At 73.0% G+C, this 18,234-nt stretch carries 18 protein-coding genes; 10 read left to right on the top strand and 8 right to left on the bottom strand.

What is annotated here, in order from left to right; translation table 11 throughout:
* The first annotated feature begins 134 nt into the window (after positions 1-134).
* Both ACZ7KX_RS33825 and ACZ7KX_RS33820 read left to right on the top strand, forming a co-directional pair.
* Positions 135-1,526, top strand: a complete 1,392-nt coding sequence (locus tag ACZ7KX_RS33825) for a uracil-xanthine permease family protein (protein WP_470329816.1) — start codon at positions 135-137, stop codon at positions 1,524-1,526.
* Between the two features lie 131 nt (positions 1,527-1,657).
* Positions 1,658-2,380 carry a heparin lyase I family protein gene (locus ACZ7KX_RS33820; protein ID WP_470329815.1) on the top strand — a complete coding sequence of 241 codons (723 nt, stop codon included), beginning with the start codon at positions 1,658-1,660 and terminating at the stop codon, positions 2,378-2,380.
* 63 nt (positions 2,381-2,443) lie between these two features.
* Here ACZ7KX_RS33820 and ACZ7KX_RS33815 read toward each other — a convergent pair whose 3' ends face one another.
* From ACZ7KX_RS33815 to ACZ7KX_RS33790, 6 genes are all read right to left on the bottom strand, one after another.
* Positions 2,444-2,743: a hypothetical protein gene (locus ACZ7KX_RS33815; RefSeq protein WP_470329814.1), complete on the bottom strand. Its 300-nt coding sequence runs from the start codon at positions 2,741-2,743 to the stop codon at positions 2,444-2,446.
* 76 nt (positions 2,744-2,819) lie between these two features.
* On the bottom strand, positions 2,820-3,131 hold the full coding sequence (locus tag ACZ7KX_RS33810; RefSeq protein ID WP_470329813.1) for a hypothetical protein: 312 nt from the start codon (positions 3,129-3,131) through the stop codon (positions 2,820-2,822).
* Between the two features lie 95 nt (positions 3,132-3,226).
* Positions 3,227-3,802, bottom strand: coding sequence for a WXG100-like domain-containing protein (locus ACZ7KX_RS33805; protein ID WP_470329812.1), 576 nt, complete (start codon positions 3,800-3,802; stop codon positions 3,227-3,229).
* A gap of 30 nt (positions 3,803-3,832) precedes the next feature.
* Positions 3,833-4,162 carry a WXG100 family type VII secretion target gene (locus ACZ7KX_RS33800; RefSeq protein ID WP_470329811.1) on the bottom strand — a complete coding sequence of 110 codons (330 nt, stop codon included), beginning with the start codon at positions 4,160-4,162 and terminating at the stop codon, positions 3,833-3,835.
* Between the two features lie 153 nt (positions 4,163-4,315).
* Positions 4,316-4,519 carry a DUF397 domain-containing protein gene (locus ACZ7KX_RS33795; RefSeq protein WP_470329810.1) on the bottom strand — a complete coding sequence of 68 codons (204 nt, stop codon included), beginning with the start codon at positions 4,517-4,519 and terminating at the stop codon, positions 4,316-4,318.
* Positions 4,512-5,300, bottom strand: a complete 789-nt coding sequence (locus tag ACZ7KX_RS33790) for a helix-turn-helix domain-containing protein (RefSeq protein ID WP_470329880.1) — start codon at positions 5,298-5,300, stop codon at positions 4,512-4,514. Before ACZ7KX_RS33790 ends, ACZ7KX_RS33795 begins: the two co-directional genes overlap by 8 nt.
* Positions 5,301-5,769: 469 nt before the next feature.
* Between ACZ7KX_RS33790 and ACZ7KX_RS33785 the strand changes: the two genes are divergently transcribed.
* Positions 5,770-6,279, top strand: a complete 510-nt coding sequence (locus tag ACZ7KX_RS33785) for an NUDIX domain-containing protein (RefSeq protein ID WP_470329809.1) — start codon at positions 5,770-5,772, stop codon at positions 6,277-6,279.
* A 25-nt stretch (positions 6,280-6,304) separates the two neighbouring features.
* On the opposite strand, the gene ACZ7KX_RS33780 is transcribed toward ACZ7KX_RS33785, so the two are convergent.
* Positions 6,305-7,513: an erythromycin esterase family protein gene (locus ACZ7KX_RS33780; RefSeq protein WP_470329808.1), complete on the bottom strand. Its 1,209-nt coding sequence runs from the start codon at positions 7,511-7,513 to the stop codon at positions 6,305-6,307.
* Between the two features lie 101 nt (positions 7,514-7,614).
* On the opposite strand from ACZ7KX_RS33780, the gene ACZ7KX_RS33775 reads away from it, so the two are divergent.
* From ACZ7KX_RS33775 to ACZ7KX_RS33745, 7 genes are all read left to right on the top strand, one after another.
* Entirely contained in the window at positions 7,615-8,439 is an 825-nt protein-coding gene (locus ACZ7KX_RS33775) for a MerR family transcriptional regulator (protein WP_470329807.1), read from the top strand.
* A gap of 106 nt (positions 8,440-8,545) precedes the next feature.
* Complete coding sequence (locus tag ACZ7KX_RS33770; protein ID WP_470329806.1) at positions 8,546-9,508, top strand: quinone oxidoreductase family protein; 963 nt, start codon at positions 8,546-8,548, stop codon at positions 9,506-9,508.
* Positions 9,509-9,578: 70 nt separating this feature from the next.
* Positions 9,579-10,184 carry a TetR/AcrR family transcriptional regulator gene (locus ACZ7KX_RS33765; protein ID WP_470329805.1) on the top strand — a complete coding sequence of 202 codons (606 nt, stop codon included), beginning with the start codon at positions 9,579-9,581 and terminating at the stop codon, positions 10,182-10,184.
* Positions 10,185-10,556: 372 nt separating this feature from the next.
* The gene (locus ACZ7KX_RS33760) at positions 10,557-11,960 is read left to right on the top strand and encodes an MFS transporter (protein WP_470329804.1); all 1,404 of its coding nucleotides are present in this window, start codon (positions 10,557-10,559) and stop codon (positions 11,958-11,960) included.
* A 284-nt stretch (positions 11,961-12,244) separates the two neighbouring features.
* The gene (locus tag ACZ7KX_RS33755; RefSeq protein ID WP_470329803.1) at positions 12,245-15,025 is read left to right on the top strand and encodes an ATP-binding protein; all 2,781 of its coding nucleotides are present in this window, start codon (positions 12,245-12,247) and stop codon (positions 15,023-15,025) included.
* Positions 15,026-15,197: 172 nt separating this feature from the next.
* The gene (locus ACZ7KX_RS33750; protein WP_470329802.1) at positions 15,198-16,301 is read left to right on the top strand and encodes an NADH:flavin oxidoreductase/NADH oxidase; all 1,104 of its coding nucleotides are present in this window, start codon (positions 15,198-15,200) and stop codon (positions 16,299-16,301) included.
* Positions 16,302-16,506: 205 nt separating this feature from the next.
* On the top strand, positions 16,507-16,929 hold the full coding sequence (locus tag ACZ7KX_RS33745) for a carboxymuconolactone decarboxylase family protein (RefSeq protein ID WP_350519505.1): 423 nt from the start codon (positions 16,507-16,509) through the stop codon (positions 16,927-16,929).
* Between the two features lie 14 nt (positions 16,930-16,943).
* On the opposite strand, the gene ACZ7KX_RS33740 is transcribed toward ACZ7KX_RS33745, so the two are convergent.
* A complete protein-coding gene (locus ACZ7KX_RS33740) occupies positions 16,944-18,131 on the bottom strand; it encodes a sensor histidine kinase (protein WP_470329801.1) in 1,188 nt (395 codons plus the stop codon).
* Positions 18,132-18,234: the final 103 nt, after the last annotated feature.

Genomic DNA, 18,234 nt, shown 5'->3' with positions numbered 1-18,234 from the left:
GGCAGGCCCTGACCAGGCATGATGCCGGTCCCCTGGAACGCGTGGACGGGACGCGGCGATTCGGCGGAACACCCGGCGGCCACCAGAATGGTGCGGACCAATACCCGGAAGTACAGAGAAAGCGATACCTCATCATGGATCTCGGCGTGCGCTGGAAGCTGCACGGTGACGGGCGCACGCCCGCACCGGGGGCGGTGGTCCGCCCCGACGAACGGCTCTCCTGGCCCCGTACCGCAGGACTGGGCGCCCAGCACGTGGTGGCGATGTTCGGGGCCAGCTTCGTGGCACCCGTGCTGATGGGGCTCGACCCGAACCTCGCGATCATGATGTCCGGCGTGGCGACCGTGATCTTCCTGCTGGCCACCCGCGGCCGGGTGCCCAGCTACCTGGGCTGCTCGCTGTCCTTCGTGGGCGTCGCCGCGGTGATCCGGGCGCAGGGCGGCACCAGCGCGACGGTGACCGGCGCGGTGTTCGTGGTGGGCGCGGCGCTGTTCCTGGTGGGCCTGGCGGTCCAGCGGTTCGGGGCGCGGATCATCCACGCGGCGATGCCGCCGATCGTCACCGGCGCGGTGGTCATGCTGATCGGCTTCAACCTGGCCCCGGTGACGGCGTCGGTGTACTGGCCGCAGGACCAGTGGACGGCGCTGCTGGTGATGCTCTTCACCGGGCTGGCCGTGGTGGGCCTGCGCGGCTTCTGGTCGCGGGTCGCGATCTTCCTGGGCCTGGTCTTCGGGTACGGGATCTCCTGGCTGTTCGACCGGGTCTTCGGGAAGATCCACTCGGTGGACGCGAGCGGCCACCTGACCGACCACTGGCGGCTGGACCTGTCGGGCGTCGGCAAGGCGGACTGGGTCGGCCTGCCCACCCTGCACGGCCCGTCCTTCCAGTGGTCCGCGATCCTGGTCGCACTGCCCGTGGTGATCGCGCTGGTCGCGGAGAACGCCGGACACGTCAAGGCCGTCGGCGAGATGACGGGCGCGAACCTGGACGACAAGCTGGGCACCGCGATCTCGGCGGACGGCGTGGCCTCCATGCTCTCCACCGCCGTCGGCGGCCCGCCCAACACCACGTACTCGGAGAACATCGGCGTGATGGCCGCGACCCGGGTCTACTCCACCGCCGCGTACTGGGCGGCGGCCTGCTTCGCCCTGCTGTTCGGCATCTGCCCGAAGTTCGGCGCCGTCGTCGCCGCGATCCCCGGCGGAGTGCTGGGCGGCATCACCGTCATCCTGTACGGCATGATCGGCCTGCTCGGCGCGCAGATCTGGACCAAGTCCGGGGTGGACCTGCGCAATCCGCTCAACCTGGTGCCGGCCGCGGCGGGCATCATCATCGGCATCGGCAACGTGACGCTGAAGTTCACCGACACCTTCAGCCTCAGCGGCATCGCCCTGGGCACCCTGGTGGTCATCACCGGCTACCACGCGCTGCGGGCGCTCGCCCCCGCCCACCTCAAGACGCAGGAGCCGCTGCTGGACGAGGGCACCTCCTCCTACGACGAGCAGGCCGCCGAGGGCGGCAGCTGACGGCTCGCGAGAACACGGGCGGAAGTGGCCCCGGGGCTACTTCCGCCCGTGTTTCCGCCTGGTTCGCGGGCCCGACGGATGGTCGAATCGCTGCGTACGCCCACGCCGACCGTCCGACCCCCGGGAGAGGCATGTCCGACCTGACCGACCGCCGCAAGCTCGCCTACGGGAGCGTGGCAGCCGCCGTGCTCGCACTCTCCTGGGCCTCGGTGACCCCCAGCAGCGCGGCGGGGCAGGTCCTGTGGACCCCGAGCACCAGCAAGGGGGCGTCCTCCTTCGCCGCCGTGCAGTGCGCCTCGGGAAACTTCAAGGTCGTGAACGACGCCGCCAAGGGCAAGGTGTGGCGGGCGTACCAGGCCGCCGGGCAGGAGCGCTGCGAGACGCTGAGCCCCGACCTGAAGAACGGTGACACCTTCTACCTGGGCTGGTCGTCCAAGGTGGACATCAAGGACGCCAACAGCCGGTACGTCTTCCAGCTGAAGTGCGACCCGAGCACGGACACGGCCAACCACCCGATCGAGATCGACGCGACCAACGGCCGCATCCGGCTCCAGGAGTGGGACACCGACCACGTCTCGCACACGCTGTGGACCGCGCCGACGGCCAACGGCCAGTGGCACTCCTACGCGCTGAAGATCCGCCTGGGCCGCACCGACGGAACGATCGACTTCTGGTTCGACGGCAAGAAGCAGACCTTCACCACCGGCTCGGGCACCTTCAAGGGCACCACCTGGGACGGCAACCGCAACTACCTGAAGTGGGGCTCGTACCACGAGTCCACGGGAGACGCCACGAACACCTTCACCAGCCCGGTGATGGCGACGACCCTGGAAGCCGCCACCGCCGGCTCGTAAAAGGGGCGCGGAAACGTCCGCAGGCCCGGACCGCATGTGGGAGCGGCCCGGGCCTGCGGCATGTCAGGCCTGCTCGTGCTTCGCTTTCCACTCCCGCGTCCTGCGCTGCATCTCATCCAGCATGGCCATGGTCTCGGGGTTGACCGGGGCCGTGCTCTCTACGACGACCAGCGGATACTGCCGAGCCGCCGGGAGGAGTTCGTCGTAACGAGGGTCCCCCGGCACGAACTTGTGCCAGCCGTCGTAGAAGAAACCCTCCGGGGCCCTTCCGCCGTACTGCTGCCAGATCGTGACGCCATCGGCGTCGAGCCTCGGGTGCCCGGTGACGTGGTAACTCTCGGATTGATCGGAATGCTCGGTCAAAGTAACCCCCCAGAGAGATGCCTGCGGGCTCGGACCGCATCCGCGACCAGCCCTCCCACGCATGGAGCCCCGGACGTCACTCGGGCTCCGCGTGCCGCTGGTTCTGCTCCTGCGCCTCTTTCCACTCCCGCGTCTTGCGCTGCATCTCGTCCAGCCGGGCCAAGGTCTTGGGGTAGATCGGGGCCGTGCTCTCTTCGACATCCTGCGGATTCTGCTGTGCCTGCGGGAGGAGCTCGTCGTAGCGGGGATCCCCCGGCTCGAACTTGTACCACCCGTCGTAGAAGTTCCCCTCCACGGTCCTTCCGCCGTACTTCAGCCAGATGGTGACGCCATTGGCGTCAAGCATCGGGTAGTCCGTGACTTCATAGGGCTCAAAATGCTCGCTCAAAATACTCCTTCAGAATCTGTGCTGCCTCGCGGTCGCCGTATGTGAATTGGTCCAGCGTCTTGGCAGTCCAGTGATTGAACGCCTCGGCGAAGTACTCATGTGGCTGGCGGAGGTACGGAGCCAGATACGGGTTGTTGCCGATCCGGTCCCAGGACGGTGGCGGCGATGGTCGCGACGACCTCGGAGACCGCGACACCCACCGACGCCGCGGTGGCGACGATGCCCGCAGCGGTGACGGCGGCGATGTCCGCCGAGATGCTGAAGGTCACGAACGCCAGGGCACCGCCGACGAGCAGGGTGCCGCCGACGATCGCGGCCTCCTCCTCCAGCTTCTTGATCGCCTTGTCGACCTCGTGGGCGAACTCGCGCAGCGCCTTGGCCAGGCTGCGGCACGCCTCCGCGGTGTCGGGCAGCCAGCCCTTGCCCTTGCCCGCGCTGTCCTTGCCGCCGTAGTACCGGCCCCAGAACGTGCCGAAGGCGTCGATCGCGGGACCGTGGTTGTTGGCGACGATGGCGGCCGCGGCCTGGTTGGTCGGGGCGGTGACGTTGTCGATGGCGGTGGCCATCGCCTCCCACGCGTCGGCGACCTTGCGCAGCTTGCCCGGGTCGGCATCCGGCCACCACATGCCGGTGACCTTCTGGACGGCCTTCGCGACCGTGGACTCACCCACGGGCCGGCCCCCGGCCGGGAACGGGACGGGTCACGACAGCAGGTTCTTGGCGTGGTCGTCGGCCCCGGCATGGTTGTCGGCGTGGGCACGCAGCCCCGCGCCGATGCTGCCGAGCCCCTGGACCAGGACGTCCAGCGCCGAGAGCACCTTGTCGTGCGGACCGTTGTACGCCGTCGCGAACTCGTTGCCCTGCTTGTCACCACCCCACGGACTGCCCGCGTCAGCGAGGCTGCGCCTGAGCGTGTCGAGGGCTTCCTTCAGCGCCTTGCTCTGGTTCTCGAAGGTCGGCGCGGCGTCCGTCAACTCCCCCGGCCGGACCTTGAACTCCGGCCCACCCGCCTTCGCCCCGTCATCCGCCATGGTGCCCCCGCACTGTCCGTCAACTGACCAGTCCCGTGGTCAGACTGACCAACGAACTGGCGGGGTTTCAGTTGTGGAGAGTGACATCAGTCACGCCTGCAGGCCCGGACCGCTTGCGGCGCGGTCCGGGCCTGCGGCACGTGCGGTTCAGACTCAGCCGAACTCGCCGTCGCGGACAGCGGTGACGAACGACTCCCAGGCCGCAGCGGGGAAGATCAGGGCGGGGCCGTTGGGGTCCTTGGAATCGCGAACCGGCATCAGGTCACGAGACCCTCGCGCGACCTCAAGGCAGTCACCGCCTTGCTGGCTGTATGTCGACTTCACCCACGATGCGGTAGCCAAGTCGAGATCAGCCATGAGATTCCTTCCGGGCATGGAGTATCAGTTCGAGAGTCGCCGACTCGGCCAGCGCCCCCACCTGGAGGCGATCGTATCGCCTGCGCCAGTCACGGAGCCGGTCGTCATCCCGCTCGACATGCCCTCGCCCCTCGGATTCAGAGTAGCCAAACAGGGAGCCGTCAGGGAGTGTCAGCAGCCGCATGGGCAAGGCGAACGGTCTGTGCTCTCCCATGCTGAACGGTGCCACCTGAAGGACTACGCGCCCCTGCTCGCAGAGCTGTTCAAGTTGCCCAAGCTGCTCCCGCATGACCTCCGGGCCGCCGATGATCCGCCGGAGACAGCTCTCGTCCAGTACAGCGTGGATGAGCGGCGGATCTCGTCGCGCCAAGGCCTCTTGTCGCGCACGAAGGAAGGTCAGCCTCTCTTCTGCCTGCGTGGGAGTGATATCCCTTCGACGGACGTCCGCCCTGGCAAGAGCCGCTGCGTAGGACTTCGTCTGCAGCAAACCGGGGATGACACCGAGTTCGAAGATCCGGATCTCACTGGCTCGCGTCTCGTTGGCCGCATACTCCGGAAAGCCCTCCAGTAATGCCGAGTGCTTGGCCTGGAGCCACATCAGCAGCAAGGTTCCGCCGGTCTCAAGCACCCGATCGGCATCACGCGCGAACTTCTCGCTGGGCGGGGTCCGACCGGGCGGGGCAAGTTCGGCATAGGAGACGTAGGAAGGATCGACCCCCACGAGTCTCGCCAACTGAGCCTGCGTGAGACCAGCAGCCTTGCGTGACCTGCGAAGTTGCACCCCCAAGGGCGCCCATGGTCCTGATGTCGGATCAAGTTCCTTGAGATTCAATGATCTTCACCTACTTGCCGAGCGCTGACTTCAAGCTTCAGATCGGCTTCCGATAGTAAGGGCGATCGCGCCATCATGGCTACAGCCGGTAGTTCACCGGAAGCACAGCGCAACTCGGAGCCCCCATGCCTGACGCGCAGAGACCCGATCCCCTGTTCCAACTCCACGAAGTGGTCCGGGACTTCAGCGATACTGGAGGCGGCAGGCCGATCGAGGGCGTCTTCGTGGAGACCGTCTTCGGCAAGGCGGTGCTCCGGCCGCTGGGGGCGAGCGGCCCCGAGCGGCGGGTCCCCCTCTCCGCGATCCGGTCGCTGGATCCGCGGGAGTTCGCGCCGGGCACCTGCGGGAGGCCGCGGCGTCGGCCGTTCGACGGGTGGCCGCTCTCGTCCGACAGCAGTTCCTCATACCTGGAGCAGAGTTGAGCACGTCGCCCCGCCTCGTCGGCAAGCCCCCCGGTCGGCGATGGGGCCACCAGTCCTTCGTCCTGCGGGAGGATCCCGGAGGGTCGGGCGACTTCTTCGTCCTCCTGGTCGACTCCGCCCACCACGACGGGCTGACGCTGCCCGGCGGCTCCGCCGAGCAGGACGAGTTGCCCCATCTCGCGGCCCGCCGTCATCTCGAAACGCAGACCGGGCTCGTCCTTCCCCTCCGCACCATCCTCACGGTCGACTACTCCCCCGCGGCCGAGCTTCCCGAGGGCCTGGACTTCGTCTACGCGGGCGGCGTGGTCACGCCCCGGCAGGCCGGGGCCGTCCGCCCGTACCGGCCCCCGCAGGGCGTCCGCGCCCTGCACTGGGTCGCCCAGGCCAAGCTGCACCGGGTCATGGCCGATGACCAGTACCGCCGTGTCGAGGACGCCTGGGACGCCTGGGAGCACGGCGCCGGCCTTCCGCTCCTCATCCGGGGCGTCCCGGTCCCGGTCGGCTGACCGGGGACCCGGGCCCCGGCGGGGCTCACGACAGCCGGTGCACCGGGGTGACCTCGCGGAGGTGGACGAGGACGTCGAAGGCTTCGGCCAGGGAGGCGACGGCCAGGTGTTCGGCGGCGTCGCGCTCCGGGGTGTAGACACCGCTGATGACACGGGCCTTCGCCGGCCCGTCCCACCGGCTGCGGGCGTCGTCGTGGCGCAGGTCCAGCCAGCGGGCGGGCCGGTCCGGCTCGCCGAGCTTCGCGTCGACCAGGTCCGCGCCCGGGTCGGGGACGAGCGCGATGCCGAGGTCGCCGTGGTGGAAGCCGATCGCCGCGGAGACGTACTGCCCGCCGTGGTGCTTGCGCAGCACGCTGCCGACGGTGGCCTGCGGGCCGCGCTCGGGAGCCAGGCCCAGCACCCTCTCGGCCGCGGAGGTGTGGGCGATGCCGTCCCAGTAGACGGTGCGCAGGCCGGTGCCGTGCTGGAAGTCGGCGATGATGTCGGCCCCCACCTCGGCCTCGCCCGCGTAGGTGCCGCGGCCGGCGACGCTGCGGTCGTGGAACTCCAGGATCAGCCGCATCCGCGCCAGCACGTCGTGATCGCCGCCCGGGAGGGATTCGACGAGCGCGAGTGCGTCGCGGGCGTGTTCGGCGAACGGCCGCCCCGGGTGGACTCCCTGCGCGCGCTGCACGTGTTCGTCGACTGCGTGGGCGGTGCGGACGGGGTCCAGGTGGGCCGCCAGTTGCGCGAGCCGTTCCGGCGCCGACGCGCGCACGTGTTCCAGGACGGCGTCGTAGTCGGCGGGCGCCGCCTGGACCGGCTTCACGCCGATGATCCGGACCGGGTCGTCCGCGTGGTCGCGGTTGAACGCCCGGATCCATTCCAGGGCGCCGGCCATCTCCTCGGTGCGCCACGGCCGCCAGGCGCCGGCCAGCGCGGAGGCGGCCGTACCCTCACCGCCGCCCACGTAGGCGTCGAGGGCCGCGGCGGCACCGGCGCCGTCCTGGACGGCCAGTGCGCGGAAGCCGTGGTCCCGTACCAGCCGGCGGAACAGCTGGTCCCGCACCCCGAAGGTCTCCCGGGAGAAGCGCGTGGACTCCCCGATGCCGACCACCGTCGCCCCGACGGCCAGTCGTGCGGCGATCTCGTCGAGCTCGGCGTCGGCCAGCGGGAGGGCAGGGGCGCCCTGGTGGTCCGCCGGGTCGGCCTGGGAAGGGGTGGAGCGGCGAAGGGGTGCGGTGTCGTTCGGCATGCCGCTCAGCCTGGTTCCTCAAGCTGACTTTAAGTCAAGCCCCGGACCGGTTCCGGGGCCGGTTTGCCCCTCCCCCAGGGGCAGGGGGCACAGTGGCCCGCGTGCCAGAGGAGCTGATCACCATCGGGGAGCTCGCCGCCCGCACCAGGCTGAGCGTCAAGGCCCTGCGGCTGTACGACGAGCGGGGGCTGTTGCGGCCCGCCGCCACCGACCCGCACAGCGGGGTGCGCCGTTACGGCCCCGGGCAGGTCGAGCGGGCCCGGCGGATCGCGCTGCTGCGTGCCGCCGGGCTGCCGCTGACGCCGATCGCCGCCGTGCTCGACGCGGGCGGCGCCAAGGGTGAACAGCTGCTGCTCGCGTACTGGCGCGAGCAGGAGGACGTGCACGCGGCCCGCCGGGAGGCGGTGGGCTACGCCCGAGCAGTGCTGACCGGAAGGACCCCGACCGTGTACGAGATCAACGAGCGCGACGTGCCCGAGCAGCAGGTGCTGTTCGTCCGGCGGCACGTGGGCGCCGCCGGGCTGCCCGGCTTCCTCGCGGAGGCCTCCCAACTGCTGTTCGCCCGGCTGGAGCAGGCCGGAGCCTGCCTGTCCGGGCCGCTGTTCGCCGTCTACCACGGCCTGGTGTCCGAGGACTCCGACGCCCTGGTCGAGGTGTGCGCCCCCACCGGGGCCACCCTCGCACCGGAGGGCCCCTTCGGGCTGCGCGTCGAGCCCGCCCACCGCGAGGCGTACACCGAACTGACCCGGCGCCAGGGCGACTTCGCCACGATGGCCGCCGCCCACGACGCCGTCGCCGCCTGGCTCGCCGACCACGGCCACGAACGCGCGGGCTCCGACCGGGAGGTGTACCACCCCAACTGGGCGACCGCCGCCCCGGACGAGCACGTCGCGGACGTCGCCGTACCGCTGGCTCCCGCCGGGTAGCGGCCCTTCCCCGCACGCACTTTCTGGACTTGAGGGTCCAATTTCGGCTGCCTACCGTGCTGTTCGTTCCCTCCCGGACGAGCCCGCACAGGAAGGCGGTCATCCCATGCACGCGATCAGGATCGAGGAGCACGGCGGCCCCGAGGTCATGCGCTGGACCGAGCTGCCGGACCCGGTGCCCGGCCCCGGCGAGGCGCTGGTGCGCCTGGGGGCGGCCGGCGTGAACTACATGGACGTCGGCGCCCGTACGCAGGGAACCGGCGGCTGGGCGGCGCCCGCCGTGCTGGGTGCCGAGGGCATGGGGTACGTGACCGCCCTCGGTCCGGGGGTGCACGGCCTGACCATCGGCGACCGGGTCGCCTGGTTCTACCACCCGGGCAGCTACGCCGAGTTGCTCGCCGTCCCGGCCGCCGCCCTGGTCAAGGTGCCCGACGGCGTGCCGGACGAAGTCGCCGGCGGTGTGCTGATGCAGGGCCTGACCGCCAACCACCTGAGCACCGAGACCTACCCGATCGGCCCGGGCGACACGGCGGTGGTGCACGCGGCGGCCGGCGGGGTGGGCCTGCTGCTGACCCAGCTGGTCAAGGCCCGCGGCGGGAACGTGATCGGCCTGGTCTCCCGCGAGGAGAAGGCCGCCGCCGCCCGGCAGGCCGGCGCCGACCGGGTGCTGGTCCACTCCGGCGCCGGATTCGAGGAGGCCGTACGGGAGTTGACCGGCGGCCGCGGGGCCGACGTCGTCTACGACGGCGGCGGCGCCGACACCTTCGCCTCCTCGCAGCTGGCCCTGCGCCCGCACGGGGTGCACGCGTACTACGGCCCGTTCATGGGCGTGCCCACGCTGCGGCCCACCGACCTGCCCAACAGCATCCTGCTCACCTACCCGGTGGTGCACCACCACGTCGCCACCCGCGAGGCCCTGGTACGGCGCAGCGGGGAACTGTTCGACCTGCTCCTGGACGGGCGGCTGACCATGCGGGTCACCGGCCGCTACCCGCTCGCCGAGGCGGGCCGGGCACACGCGGACATCGAGTCCCGCCGTACCACCGGCAAGCTGATGCTCCTCCCGTGAGGGGCCCGCGCTGCGCGAGGATCGGACCCGAGGGCCAGGACGACCAGGACGACCAGCACCGGGAGGGCACGTGCCGTTGACCCGCAAGGGTGCCGCGACCAGGCAGCGCATCGTGGAGGGCGCGGCCGGGCGGATCCGCGAGGAGGGTGTGTTCGGGCTGCGGCTGGAGGACGTCATGGCCCGCACCGCGACCAGCAAGAGCCAGCTGTTCCACTACTTCCCCGGTGGCAAGGACGAACTGCTGCTGGCCGTCGCCCGCCACGAGGCGGCCCGGGTCCTCGACGACCAGCAGCCCGAGCTGGGCGCCCTCACCTCCTGGGCGGCCTGGCGGCGGTGGCGGGAGAAGGTCGTCGCCCGTTACCGCGCGCAGGGCGTGGACTGCCCGCTGCACGTGGCCCTGTCCGAGCTGGGCTCGGCCACCGGCGCGGCCCGGGCGGTGGCCGGCGAGCTGCTGGCGCAGTGGCAGGGGCAGCTAGCGGCGGGCGTGCGGCACCTGCAGGGGGCCGGCGAGGTGGACCCGGCGCTGGACGCCGAGCGGGAGGCCGCGGCGCTGTTGGCCGGGGTCCAGGGCGGGGTGCTGATCCTGATGACCACGGGTTCGATCGCGCCGCTGGAGGCCGCGCTGGACGTGGGTCTCGACCGGCTGCGGGCGGCCAGGCCCGGCGCGGCCGGCTGAGGGGGGCCGCACCCCGCCGTTGTGGGAAGGGCCACAGAACGGGGCCGTTCGGGGCCCGAGAGTGACAAGGGTCACGCTGTGTGCGCGGTTCGGTGCCGCCGTGGCGGCCGGGCGGCGCTCGGCCCCGGCAGGACTGGGAATGCCTTGGATCGGCACGGTCGGAGGGCCTGTCCACTTCGGGACCAAGGTCATCAATCCCTTTGACCTTGGACCTCGTGGTGGCCCTGGCCGACCGGGGCAACCCTGGACGGTCGCCCGGTGTGATCGGGCGATGGCGCCGTCCGACGTGGGCGGCGTCGTTCCCCTGCCGTCTACCCGGCGCACGGGAGCGGGCCCCGCCCGCCGCCGTACGCTCCGGAGGACCCCAAGCCCATGTCCCAGACCATCGACAACGCCCCGTATACCGCCTTCCACCGAAGGCTGGCGCTCGCCTGCTCCGGCGGGCCGCTGCTGGACGGCTACATCCTGAGCATCGTCGGCGTCGCCCTGATCGGGATGCGCCCCGACCTCGGGCTGTCCACCGCCGAGGTCAGCCTGATCGGCGCCGCCGCCCTGGTCGGCATGTTCGTCGGCGGCGCGCTCTTCGGCGTGCTGACCGACAAGATCGGCCGGGAGGTGATGTACACCGCCGACCTGCTCGTGATGGTCGCCTGCTCGGTGCTCTCGTTCTGGGTCGACCAGGTGTGGGCGATCGCCGTGCTGCGCTTCGTGCTCGGCATGGCCGTGGCCGCCGACTACCCGATCGCGACCTCGCTGCTCGCCGAGTGGCTGCCCGCCAAGCACCGGGGCCGCCTGCTCGGCCAGCAGATCGTCGCCTGGTACGCGGGCTCCGTGCTCGCCTACGTGGTGGGCTACCTGTTCCTGGAGCTGGCCGGTCCGGGCAGCTGGCGGTGGATGCTGGCGAGCTCCACGGTGCTGTGCGTGGTCTTCCTGGTGATCCGCCGCGGCTCGCCGGAGTCGCCGCGCTGGCTGGCCGCCAACGGGCGGGTCGGCGATGCGGTGCGCGTGGTCGAGAAGCACCTCGGGGTCCGGGTCGACGGCCGCGAGCTGATGCCCGACCCGGCCGAGCGCGGCCGGCCCGCCGGGCTGCGCCTGCTGATGACCCAGCCCTACCGGCGCCGCACCCTGTTCTGCGGCCTGTTCTTCCTGTTCCAGGTCGGCCCGCTGTTCGCGATGCTCACCTTCGGCCCGCAGATCCTGTCGTCCTTCGGCATGCCGGGCGGCACCGTCATGGACACCCTGGGCACCGGGCTGATCAGCCTGGTCTTCCTGCTGGGCTGCTACCCGGCGCTGCGCCTGATCGACAGCCGCGGCCGGCGCCCCGTCATCATCTGGTCCTTCGCGCTGATGACCGTCCCGCTGGCCCTGCTCGGCGTGTGGCCCACCGCCCCGGCCGCGATCGCCCTGACCGCGCTGTGCGCGTACGCGTTCCTGTGCGGCGGGCCCAACGTGCTCGACTGGACCTACCCCAACGAGCTGTTCCCCACCGAGATCCGGGCCACCGCCGTGGGCGTGGCCACCTCGGTCAGCCGGATCGGCGCGGCCGTCGGCACCTACCTGCTGCCGCTGTCCCTGACCGGGCTCGGCACCGGCCCGACCATGCTGATCGCCGCCGGCACCACCGCGCTCGGCCTGCTGGTGTGCGTGCTGTGGGCGGAGGAGACCCGCGGCACCGCACTCGGCGCCTCGCCGGCCGGGTCCGCCGAGGCTGCCGGGGCCGCCAGGAGCGCGGCGTCGGGCGTCCCGGCCCAGCGCGTCCCCCAGCCGGTGCGCTGACGACCGGTGCGCTGACGGCTGCCACCTGACGCGTCGACGGCGCCACCCGGGTTCCTCCCGGGCGGCGCCGTCCGCGGTTCACCGGCCGGTGGCCGCGGTGTGCCCGATACGTTGCCCGGGCCCGGCACCGGCTGACGAGTATCGCGGGCCGGGCGGCCGGGGCCGACGGGTTTTCGGCCCCGCCGACGGGCGGCTTTGTCAAGCGCGCACCGCGGCCGCCCCCGCAGCAGTACCGTCGACCCCTCAACAACCGTCCGGATACGGTGAATCGGAGGCGAGCGACGGTGACCGAGGCGAAGCCCGGGGACGACGGCAGGTCCGGCGCGGAGGGCGGTGTGCTGCACGAGCGCGAGGCCGAGATCCGCTCGGCGGGGCGGGCGATCGAGGCGCTGACCGGGCCCGTCGGCACCGAGGTCGGGGAGTTGCTGCTGTACACGGGCGCGGCCGGGCTGGGCAAGACGGCAGTGCTGACCGAGGTGCGGCGGGCGGCGCGGCGGGCGGGCTGCACGGTGCTGTTCGGCCGGGGCGGGCAGCGGCAGTGCCACGAGCCGTTCCACGTGGTGCGCCAGCTGGTGCGTCCGGTGCTGGCGGCGCTGTCCGACGAGGAGCGGGCCCGGGTGTTCGGGCCGTGGGAGGACGTCGTCGGCCCGGCGGCGGGGCTGACGGCGCCGCGCGGGCAGCTCGACCCGCAGGGGGTGCGGGACGGGCTGGACTTCGTCCTCACCCGGCTGGTGCAGCTGCGCTCCCCGGTGGCCGTGCTCGTCGACGACCTGCACTGGGCGGACCCGGAGTCGCTCGGCTGGCTGGCGGGCTTCGCGGTGCGCGCCCGGGAACTGCCGGCCCTGCTGGTGCTCGCCTGCCGCGACGAGTTCCCCGACGACGCCCTGGCGCTGCAGCGCGGCCTCACCGACCGGGCCGACCGCCGGCACGAACTGCGCCCGCTGCGGCCGGACTCGGTGGCGCACCTGGTCCGTGCGGCCCTGGGCGCGCAGGCCGAGGACGCCTTCTGCCGGCACGTCTGGGCGGTCACTGCCGGCAACCCGTACGAGACCGCGGCGCTGCTGCGCGAGGTGGCCGACCAGCGGCTCGACCCGGTCGAGGAGAGCACCGGGCAGCTGCGTGAACTCGCCGCCACCGCACGGGGGATGACGCTGCGGCACTGGCTGGACCGGCTCGGCCCCACCACCCTGCGCTTCGCCTGGGCGGCGTCCGTGCTGGACACCGACATCCGCCCCGACCTCGCCGCCACCATCTGTGCCCAGGGCCCGGAGACCGCCGCCCAGTCCGTCCGCGAGCTGCGCCGCCACCGAGTGCTGACCGGCCCCCAGTCGGGCCGGCTGGAGTTCGTCCACCCGCTGGTCGCCACCTCCGTCTACCAGTCGATGCCGCCCGCCGCCCGGACCGGGATGCACGGGGTCGCCGCCGTCGAGCTGGAGAACGCCGGCCTGGGCCTGCTCGCGGCGTCCCGGCACCTGCTGGAGATCCTGCCCGAGGGGGACGGCGAGATCGTCGACAAGCTGCGCCGGGCGGCCCGCGAGCACCTGGCCATCGGCGCGCCCGAGGCGGCGCAGAGGTGCCTGCGCCGCGCCATCAGCGAGCCGCCCGCCGACGAGGACCGGGCCACGGTGCTGTACGAGCTGGGCTGCTCGGCGCTGCTGACCGATCCGGCGACGACGGTCAACCAGCTGCGCCTGGCGCTGGCCGACCCGTACGGGCCGGGGCCGGGGCTGCGGGTGGACGCGGTGTTCCGGCTGGCCCAGGCCCTGGCCCACAGCAACCGGGTCGACGAGGCGGCGGCGCTGTGCGCCGAGGAGGCCGCGCGGACCTCGCCGGGGCCGGGGCGGCTGCGCCTGGAGGTCGCCCACTTCATGTTCGCCGCGTTCCAGTCGCAGGACGCGGACGGGCCGGGGCGCTCCCGGCGGCTCGCGGAGTTCGACCGGATGCTGGCGACGGTCGGCCTGGCCTTCACCGACCTCGACGCCGACGGCGGTGCCGACGCGGGGGCGGACGGCGGCACGGGTGCGGGCGGGGCGGGCGCCGACGGGGCCGTGTTCGAACACGACGGCCTGGCCCACGCGGTGGCCGTGCTGCGCTGCTGGGACCTCACGCTGCGCGGGGTGGACAGCGCGGAGGCGATCGCGCTGGGCGAGTCCGCGCTGCCGGGCGGCCGGCTGCCGCGCAGCCTGGGCTGGACCAACACCACCTGGGGTTTCGAGCTGCCCGGGATCCTGGGCATCAGCTACCTCTACGCCGACCGGGTCGACCGGGCGGAGGAGCTGTTCGGGGAGGCGGTGCGCGCCTACGAGGTCGCCGGGTGGAGCGGCGGCCACCTCGGCTTCGCCTACCTGCTGACCGGCATGCTCCGGTTCCGCTGCGGGGAGCTCGCCGCGGCGGAGGACTACCTGCGCCGGGCGCTGCGCATCGCCCGGCGGTTCGGTCCGGGCACCCCGCTGTACTGGGACGCGGTCGGGGCGCTGACCGAGACCCTGGCCGCGCGCGGGCGGCTGGAGGAGGCGCTGGAGCTCGCGCGCGAGCACGCCTTCGGCCCGCCGTACCCGACGGTCATGGCGCTGCCCGACGCGCCGACGCTGTACGGGCGGCTGCTGCTGGCCCGGGGTGACGCGGCGGGTGCGGCGGCGACGCTGGCCGCCGCCGGAGAGGCCCTGGACGCGCGCGGGTGGCGCAACACGGTGTGGGCGCCGTGGCTGGGCCACCTGGCGCGCGCGGTGGCCGCCGAGGAGCCGGAGCGGGCCCGCGGCCTGGCCGGGGAGGGGGTGCGCCGGGCCCGGGAGTCGGGCACCGACTCGGCCGTCGGCAGTGCGCTGCGGCTGTGCGCCGCGGTGCACGAGCGGCCCCGGGCCGTCGAGCTGCTGACGGAGGCGGTCGGTCTGCTGGAGCGCTCGCCCGCCCGCTACGAGCACGCGCTGGCCCTGGTCGACCTGGGGGAGGCGCGGGGCGGCGGCGCGGGCGGCCGGGCGGCGCTCGTCCGGGGGCTGGAGCTGGCCGTGCGGTGCCACGCCGACGGCCTGGCGGAGCGGGCCCGGGCCCTGCTGGGCGCGGACTGAGGCAGGACAGAGGCTGAGGCAGGACGGGGACTGAGGCAGGACGGGGGCGCTGGGGGCCCTTGCAAATGACCAGCGTGTGCAACTATCTTGAGGGCATAAGTTGCAGCTGCAATCAGTTGCGCGGGCATGCACGCCGTCCCCGGCGCCGCCGACCCCACCGGGAGTCTCCGACATGAGCACCACCCTCTTCACCCCGTACACCCTGCGGGAGCTGACCGTCCCCAACCGGATCTGGATGCCGGCGATGTGCCAGTACAGCGCGATGCCGGACGGGGACGCGGCCGGCGTGCCGACCGACTGGCACTTCACCCACCTCGCGGCGCGCGCCGCCGGCGGCACCGGGCTGATCATCACGGAGGCCACCGCCGTCAGCCCCGAGGGCCGCATCAGCCCGTACGACCTCGGGATCTGGAACGACGAGCAGGCCGCGGCCTTCCGCCGGATCACCGCCTTCCTGAAGTCCCAGGGCACCGTCGCCGCGATCCAGCTCGCCCACGCCGGGCGCAAGGCGTCCACCGAGCGGACCTGGGTCGAGCGCGGGCGCGCCCTCGCCGCCGACGAGGAGCACGGCTGGCAGCCGGTCGGCCCCGGCACCGAACCCTTCTCCCCCGGCCACGGCGCGCCGCAGGAGCTGACCGGGGAGCAGATCGGCCGGGTCGTGCGGCAGTTCGCCGACGCCGCCCGGCGCGCGCTGGACGCCGGCTTCCAGGTCGCCGAGATCCACGGCGCCCACGGCTACCTGATCCACCAGTTCCTCTCCCCGCACACCAACCGCCGCACCGACGGCTACGGCGGCTCCTTCGAGGGCCGCATCCGCTTCGCGCTGGAGGTCGTGGACGCGGTGCGCGCGGTGTGGCCCGAGGAGCTGCCGGTCTTCTTCCGCGTCTCCGCGACCGACTGGCTCACCGAGAACCCGCAGGACGGGCGCGAGGGCTGGACCTCGCAGGACACCGTCCGCCTCGCCAAGGAACTCCAGGCGCACGGCGTGGACCTGCTGGACGTCTCCACCGGCGGCCTCGTCCCCGACGCCCGGATCGAGGCCGCGCCCGGCTTCCAGGTGCCCTTCGCCGAGGCCGTGCGCAACGAGGCCGGACTGCCGGTGGCCGCCGTCGGCCTGATCACCGACCCCGCCCAGGCGCAGGCCGTCGTCGCCGAGGGCCGCGCCGACGCCGTCCTGCTCGGCCGCGAACTGCTGCGCGACCCGTACTGGGCCCGCCACGCCGCCACCGAGCTCGGCGGCGAGGTCCCCTCCCCCGTCCAGTACCACCGCGCCTGACGCCCCGGCACACCTCCGCCCGCCGGGTCCTCCCGGCGGGCGGAGATGTCGGGCGGAGATGTCGGGCGGAGGTGTCGGGCTTGAGTTGGAGTGCACTCCAAGTCCTACGGTTCTGCCGTGGGTCCGGCCCGCCGCAGTCGGCGGGCACCGGACCGGTAGCGAGGGACGTGGCCGCCGACAGGGCGGCCGGAAGAGGAGCAGCACGATGGACACGGCCGCGAACGACGCAGGAACCCGCCGGGAGCGCTTCGCGCACGGGATGGAGGTGCTCGACCGCATCGACGGCGAGGTCGGGCGCCGGGTCGTGGAGTCGCTGGACGACATCAACCCCGAGCTCGGGCACCAGGTCGTCGCCTGGGGCTTCGGCGAGATCTACAGCCGCCCCCAGCTCGCGCCGCGCGACCGCCAGCTGGTCACCCTGGGCATGCTGACCGCCCTCGGCGGCTGCGAGCCGCAGCTGGAGGTCCACGTCAACGCCTCGCTCAACGTCGGGCTCACCCCCGAGCAGATCGTCGAGGCGCTGCTGCACTCCGCCGCCTACTGCGGCTTCCCGAAGGCCCTGAACGCCACCTTCGTCGCCAAGAAGGTGTTCGCCGAGCGCGGCCTGCTGCCGGTCACCGGCACCTGACGGACCGGCGGCCCTCAGCCGCCGGACCCGACGGGCCCGGTAAGCCCGGCAGGCCCGGCAGGCCCGACAGGCCCGGTAAGCCCGGCAGGCCCGGCAGGCCCGACAGGCCCGGTAAGCCCGGCGGGCGGGGTCTGCGGCAGGGCGAGGGTCACCAGCAGTCCGCCGTCCGGGTCGGGGGTCAGGCGCAGCTCGCCGTGGTGGGCCTCGGTGACGGCGGCCACGATCGCCAGGCCCAGCCCGTGGCCGCGGCGGGCCGGGTCGGCCTCGGCGGTGCGCCCGCGTCCGCGCAGGAACGGTTCGGTGAAGGTGGCCACGGCCTGCGGGGTGAGGCGGGGGCCGGTGTTGGCGACGGCGAGGCGCACCCGGCCGCTCTGCTCGGGGTCGGGCCCGGTGGTGACGGTGACGCGGCCGCCGGCCGGCAGGTTGTGGCGCAGCGCGTTGTGCAGCAGGTTGACGGCCGCCTGGCGCAGCAGGACGGGGTTGCCGGTGGCCGGGGCGGGGCGCAGGTCGGCGGTGAGGGTGGTGCCGGAGGCCCGGGCCTCGTCGTGGACGGCGGCCAGGGCCTCGCGGGTGGTGTCGGCGAGGTCGACGGGGGCGAGGTCGGGCGGGGTGTGGCCGAGGTCGGCGAGTTGGAGCAGGGCCTCGCTGATCTCGATGCCGCGCTGGTTGGTGTCCTGGAGGCGGGTGACGAGCTTGTACCAGTCCTGGCCGGCCGGGTCCGCGGCGGCGACCTGCAGCATGGTGCGGGTGATCGCCAGCGGGGTGCGCAGTTCGTGGGAGGCGTTGGCGGCGAAGCGCTGCTGGGCCTCGAAGGAGCGCTGGAGGCGTTCGAGCATCTCGTCGAAGGCGTCGGAGAGGTCGGTGAACTCGTCGCGCGGGCCGGTGAGGGCGATGCGGTGTTCCAGGGCGCCGCTCGCGGCGGCGTGGGCGGCGCGGGTGATGTCCTGCAGCGGGCGCAGCACCCGGCCGGCGATCAGCCAGCCGCCGGCCAGGCCGACGGCCGTCATCAGGGCGAGCGCGTAGCCGCCGGCGGTGAGCAGGGAGTCGAGGATCTCCTGGCGGGAGGGGGCGTCCGCGCGGTAGCGCGGGTTGGAGGAGGTCAGGGGGTAGTTCGGGATGTAGCGCATCCCGACGTAGACCACGGCGAGGGCGAGGGCACCGGCGGTGACCGCGAAGAGGGCGTAGCTGAGGGTCAGGCGCATCCGGGCGGTCAGGCGGCTCTACCTTCTGAGCCGGGTTGATCGGGCCATTCGTAAGGTTGGGTCGCCCAGGGGTTCTGGGTGTGGCTATCAGGCGGCTGCCGTT

The sequence above is a fragment of the Kitasatospora sp. NPDC038210 genome (assembly GCF_055600605.1).
This window is presented reverse-complemented; position numbering and strand designations above follow the sequence as displayed.

Coding starts and splice junctions, on each gene's coding strand:
- ACZ7KX_RS33820 (WP_470329815.1), top strand. CDS start 1,658: ATGTCCGACCTGACCGACCGCCGCAAGCTCGCCTACGGGAGCGTGGCA.
- ACZ7KX_RS33825 (WP_470329816.1), top strand. CDS start 135: ATGGATCTCGGCGTGCGCTGGAAGCTGCACGGTGACGGGCGCACGCCC.
- ACZ7KX_RS33760 (WP_470329804.1), top strand. CDS start 10,557: ATGTCCCAGACCATCGACAACGCCCCGTATACCGCCTTCCACCGAAGG.
- ACZ7KX_RS33795 (WP_470329810.1), bottom strand. CDS start 4,519: ATGGCTGATCTCGACTTGGCTACCGCATCGTGGGTGAAGTCGACATAC.
- ACZ7KX_RS33780 (WP_470329808.1), bottom strand. CDS start 7,513: ATGCCGAACGACACCGCACCCCTTCGCCGCTCCACCCCTTCCCAGGCC.
- ACZ7KX_RS33750 (WP_470329802.1), top strand. CDS start 15,198: ATGAGCACCACCCTCTTCACCCCGTACACCCTGCGGGAGCTGACCGTC.
- ACZ7KX_RS33740 (WP_470329801.1), bottom strand. CDS start 18,131: ATGCGCCTGACCCTCAGCTACGCCCTCTTCGCGGTCACCGCCGGTGCC.
- ACZ7KX_RS33800 (WP_470329811.1), bottom strand. CDS start 4,162: ATGGCGGATGACGGGGCGAAGGCGGGTGGGCCGGAGTTCAAGGTCCGG.
- ACZ7KX_RS33745 (WP_350519505.1), top strand. CDS start 16,507: ATGGACACGGCCGCGAACGACGCAGGAACCCGCCGGGAGCGCTTCGCG.
- ACZ7KX_RS33770 (WP_470329806.1), top strand. CDS start 8,546: ATGCACGCGATCAGGATCGAGGAGCACGGCGGCCCCGAGGTCATGCGC.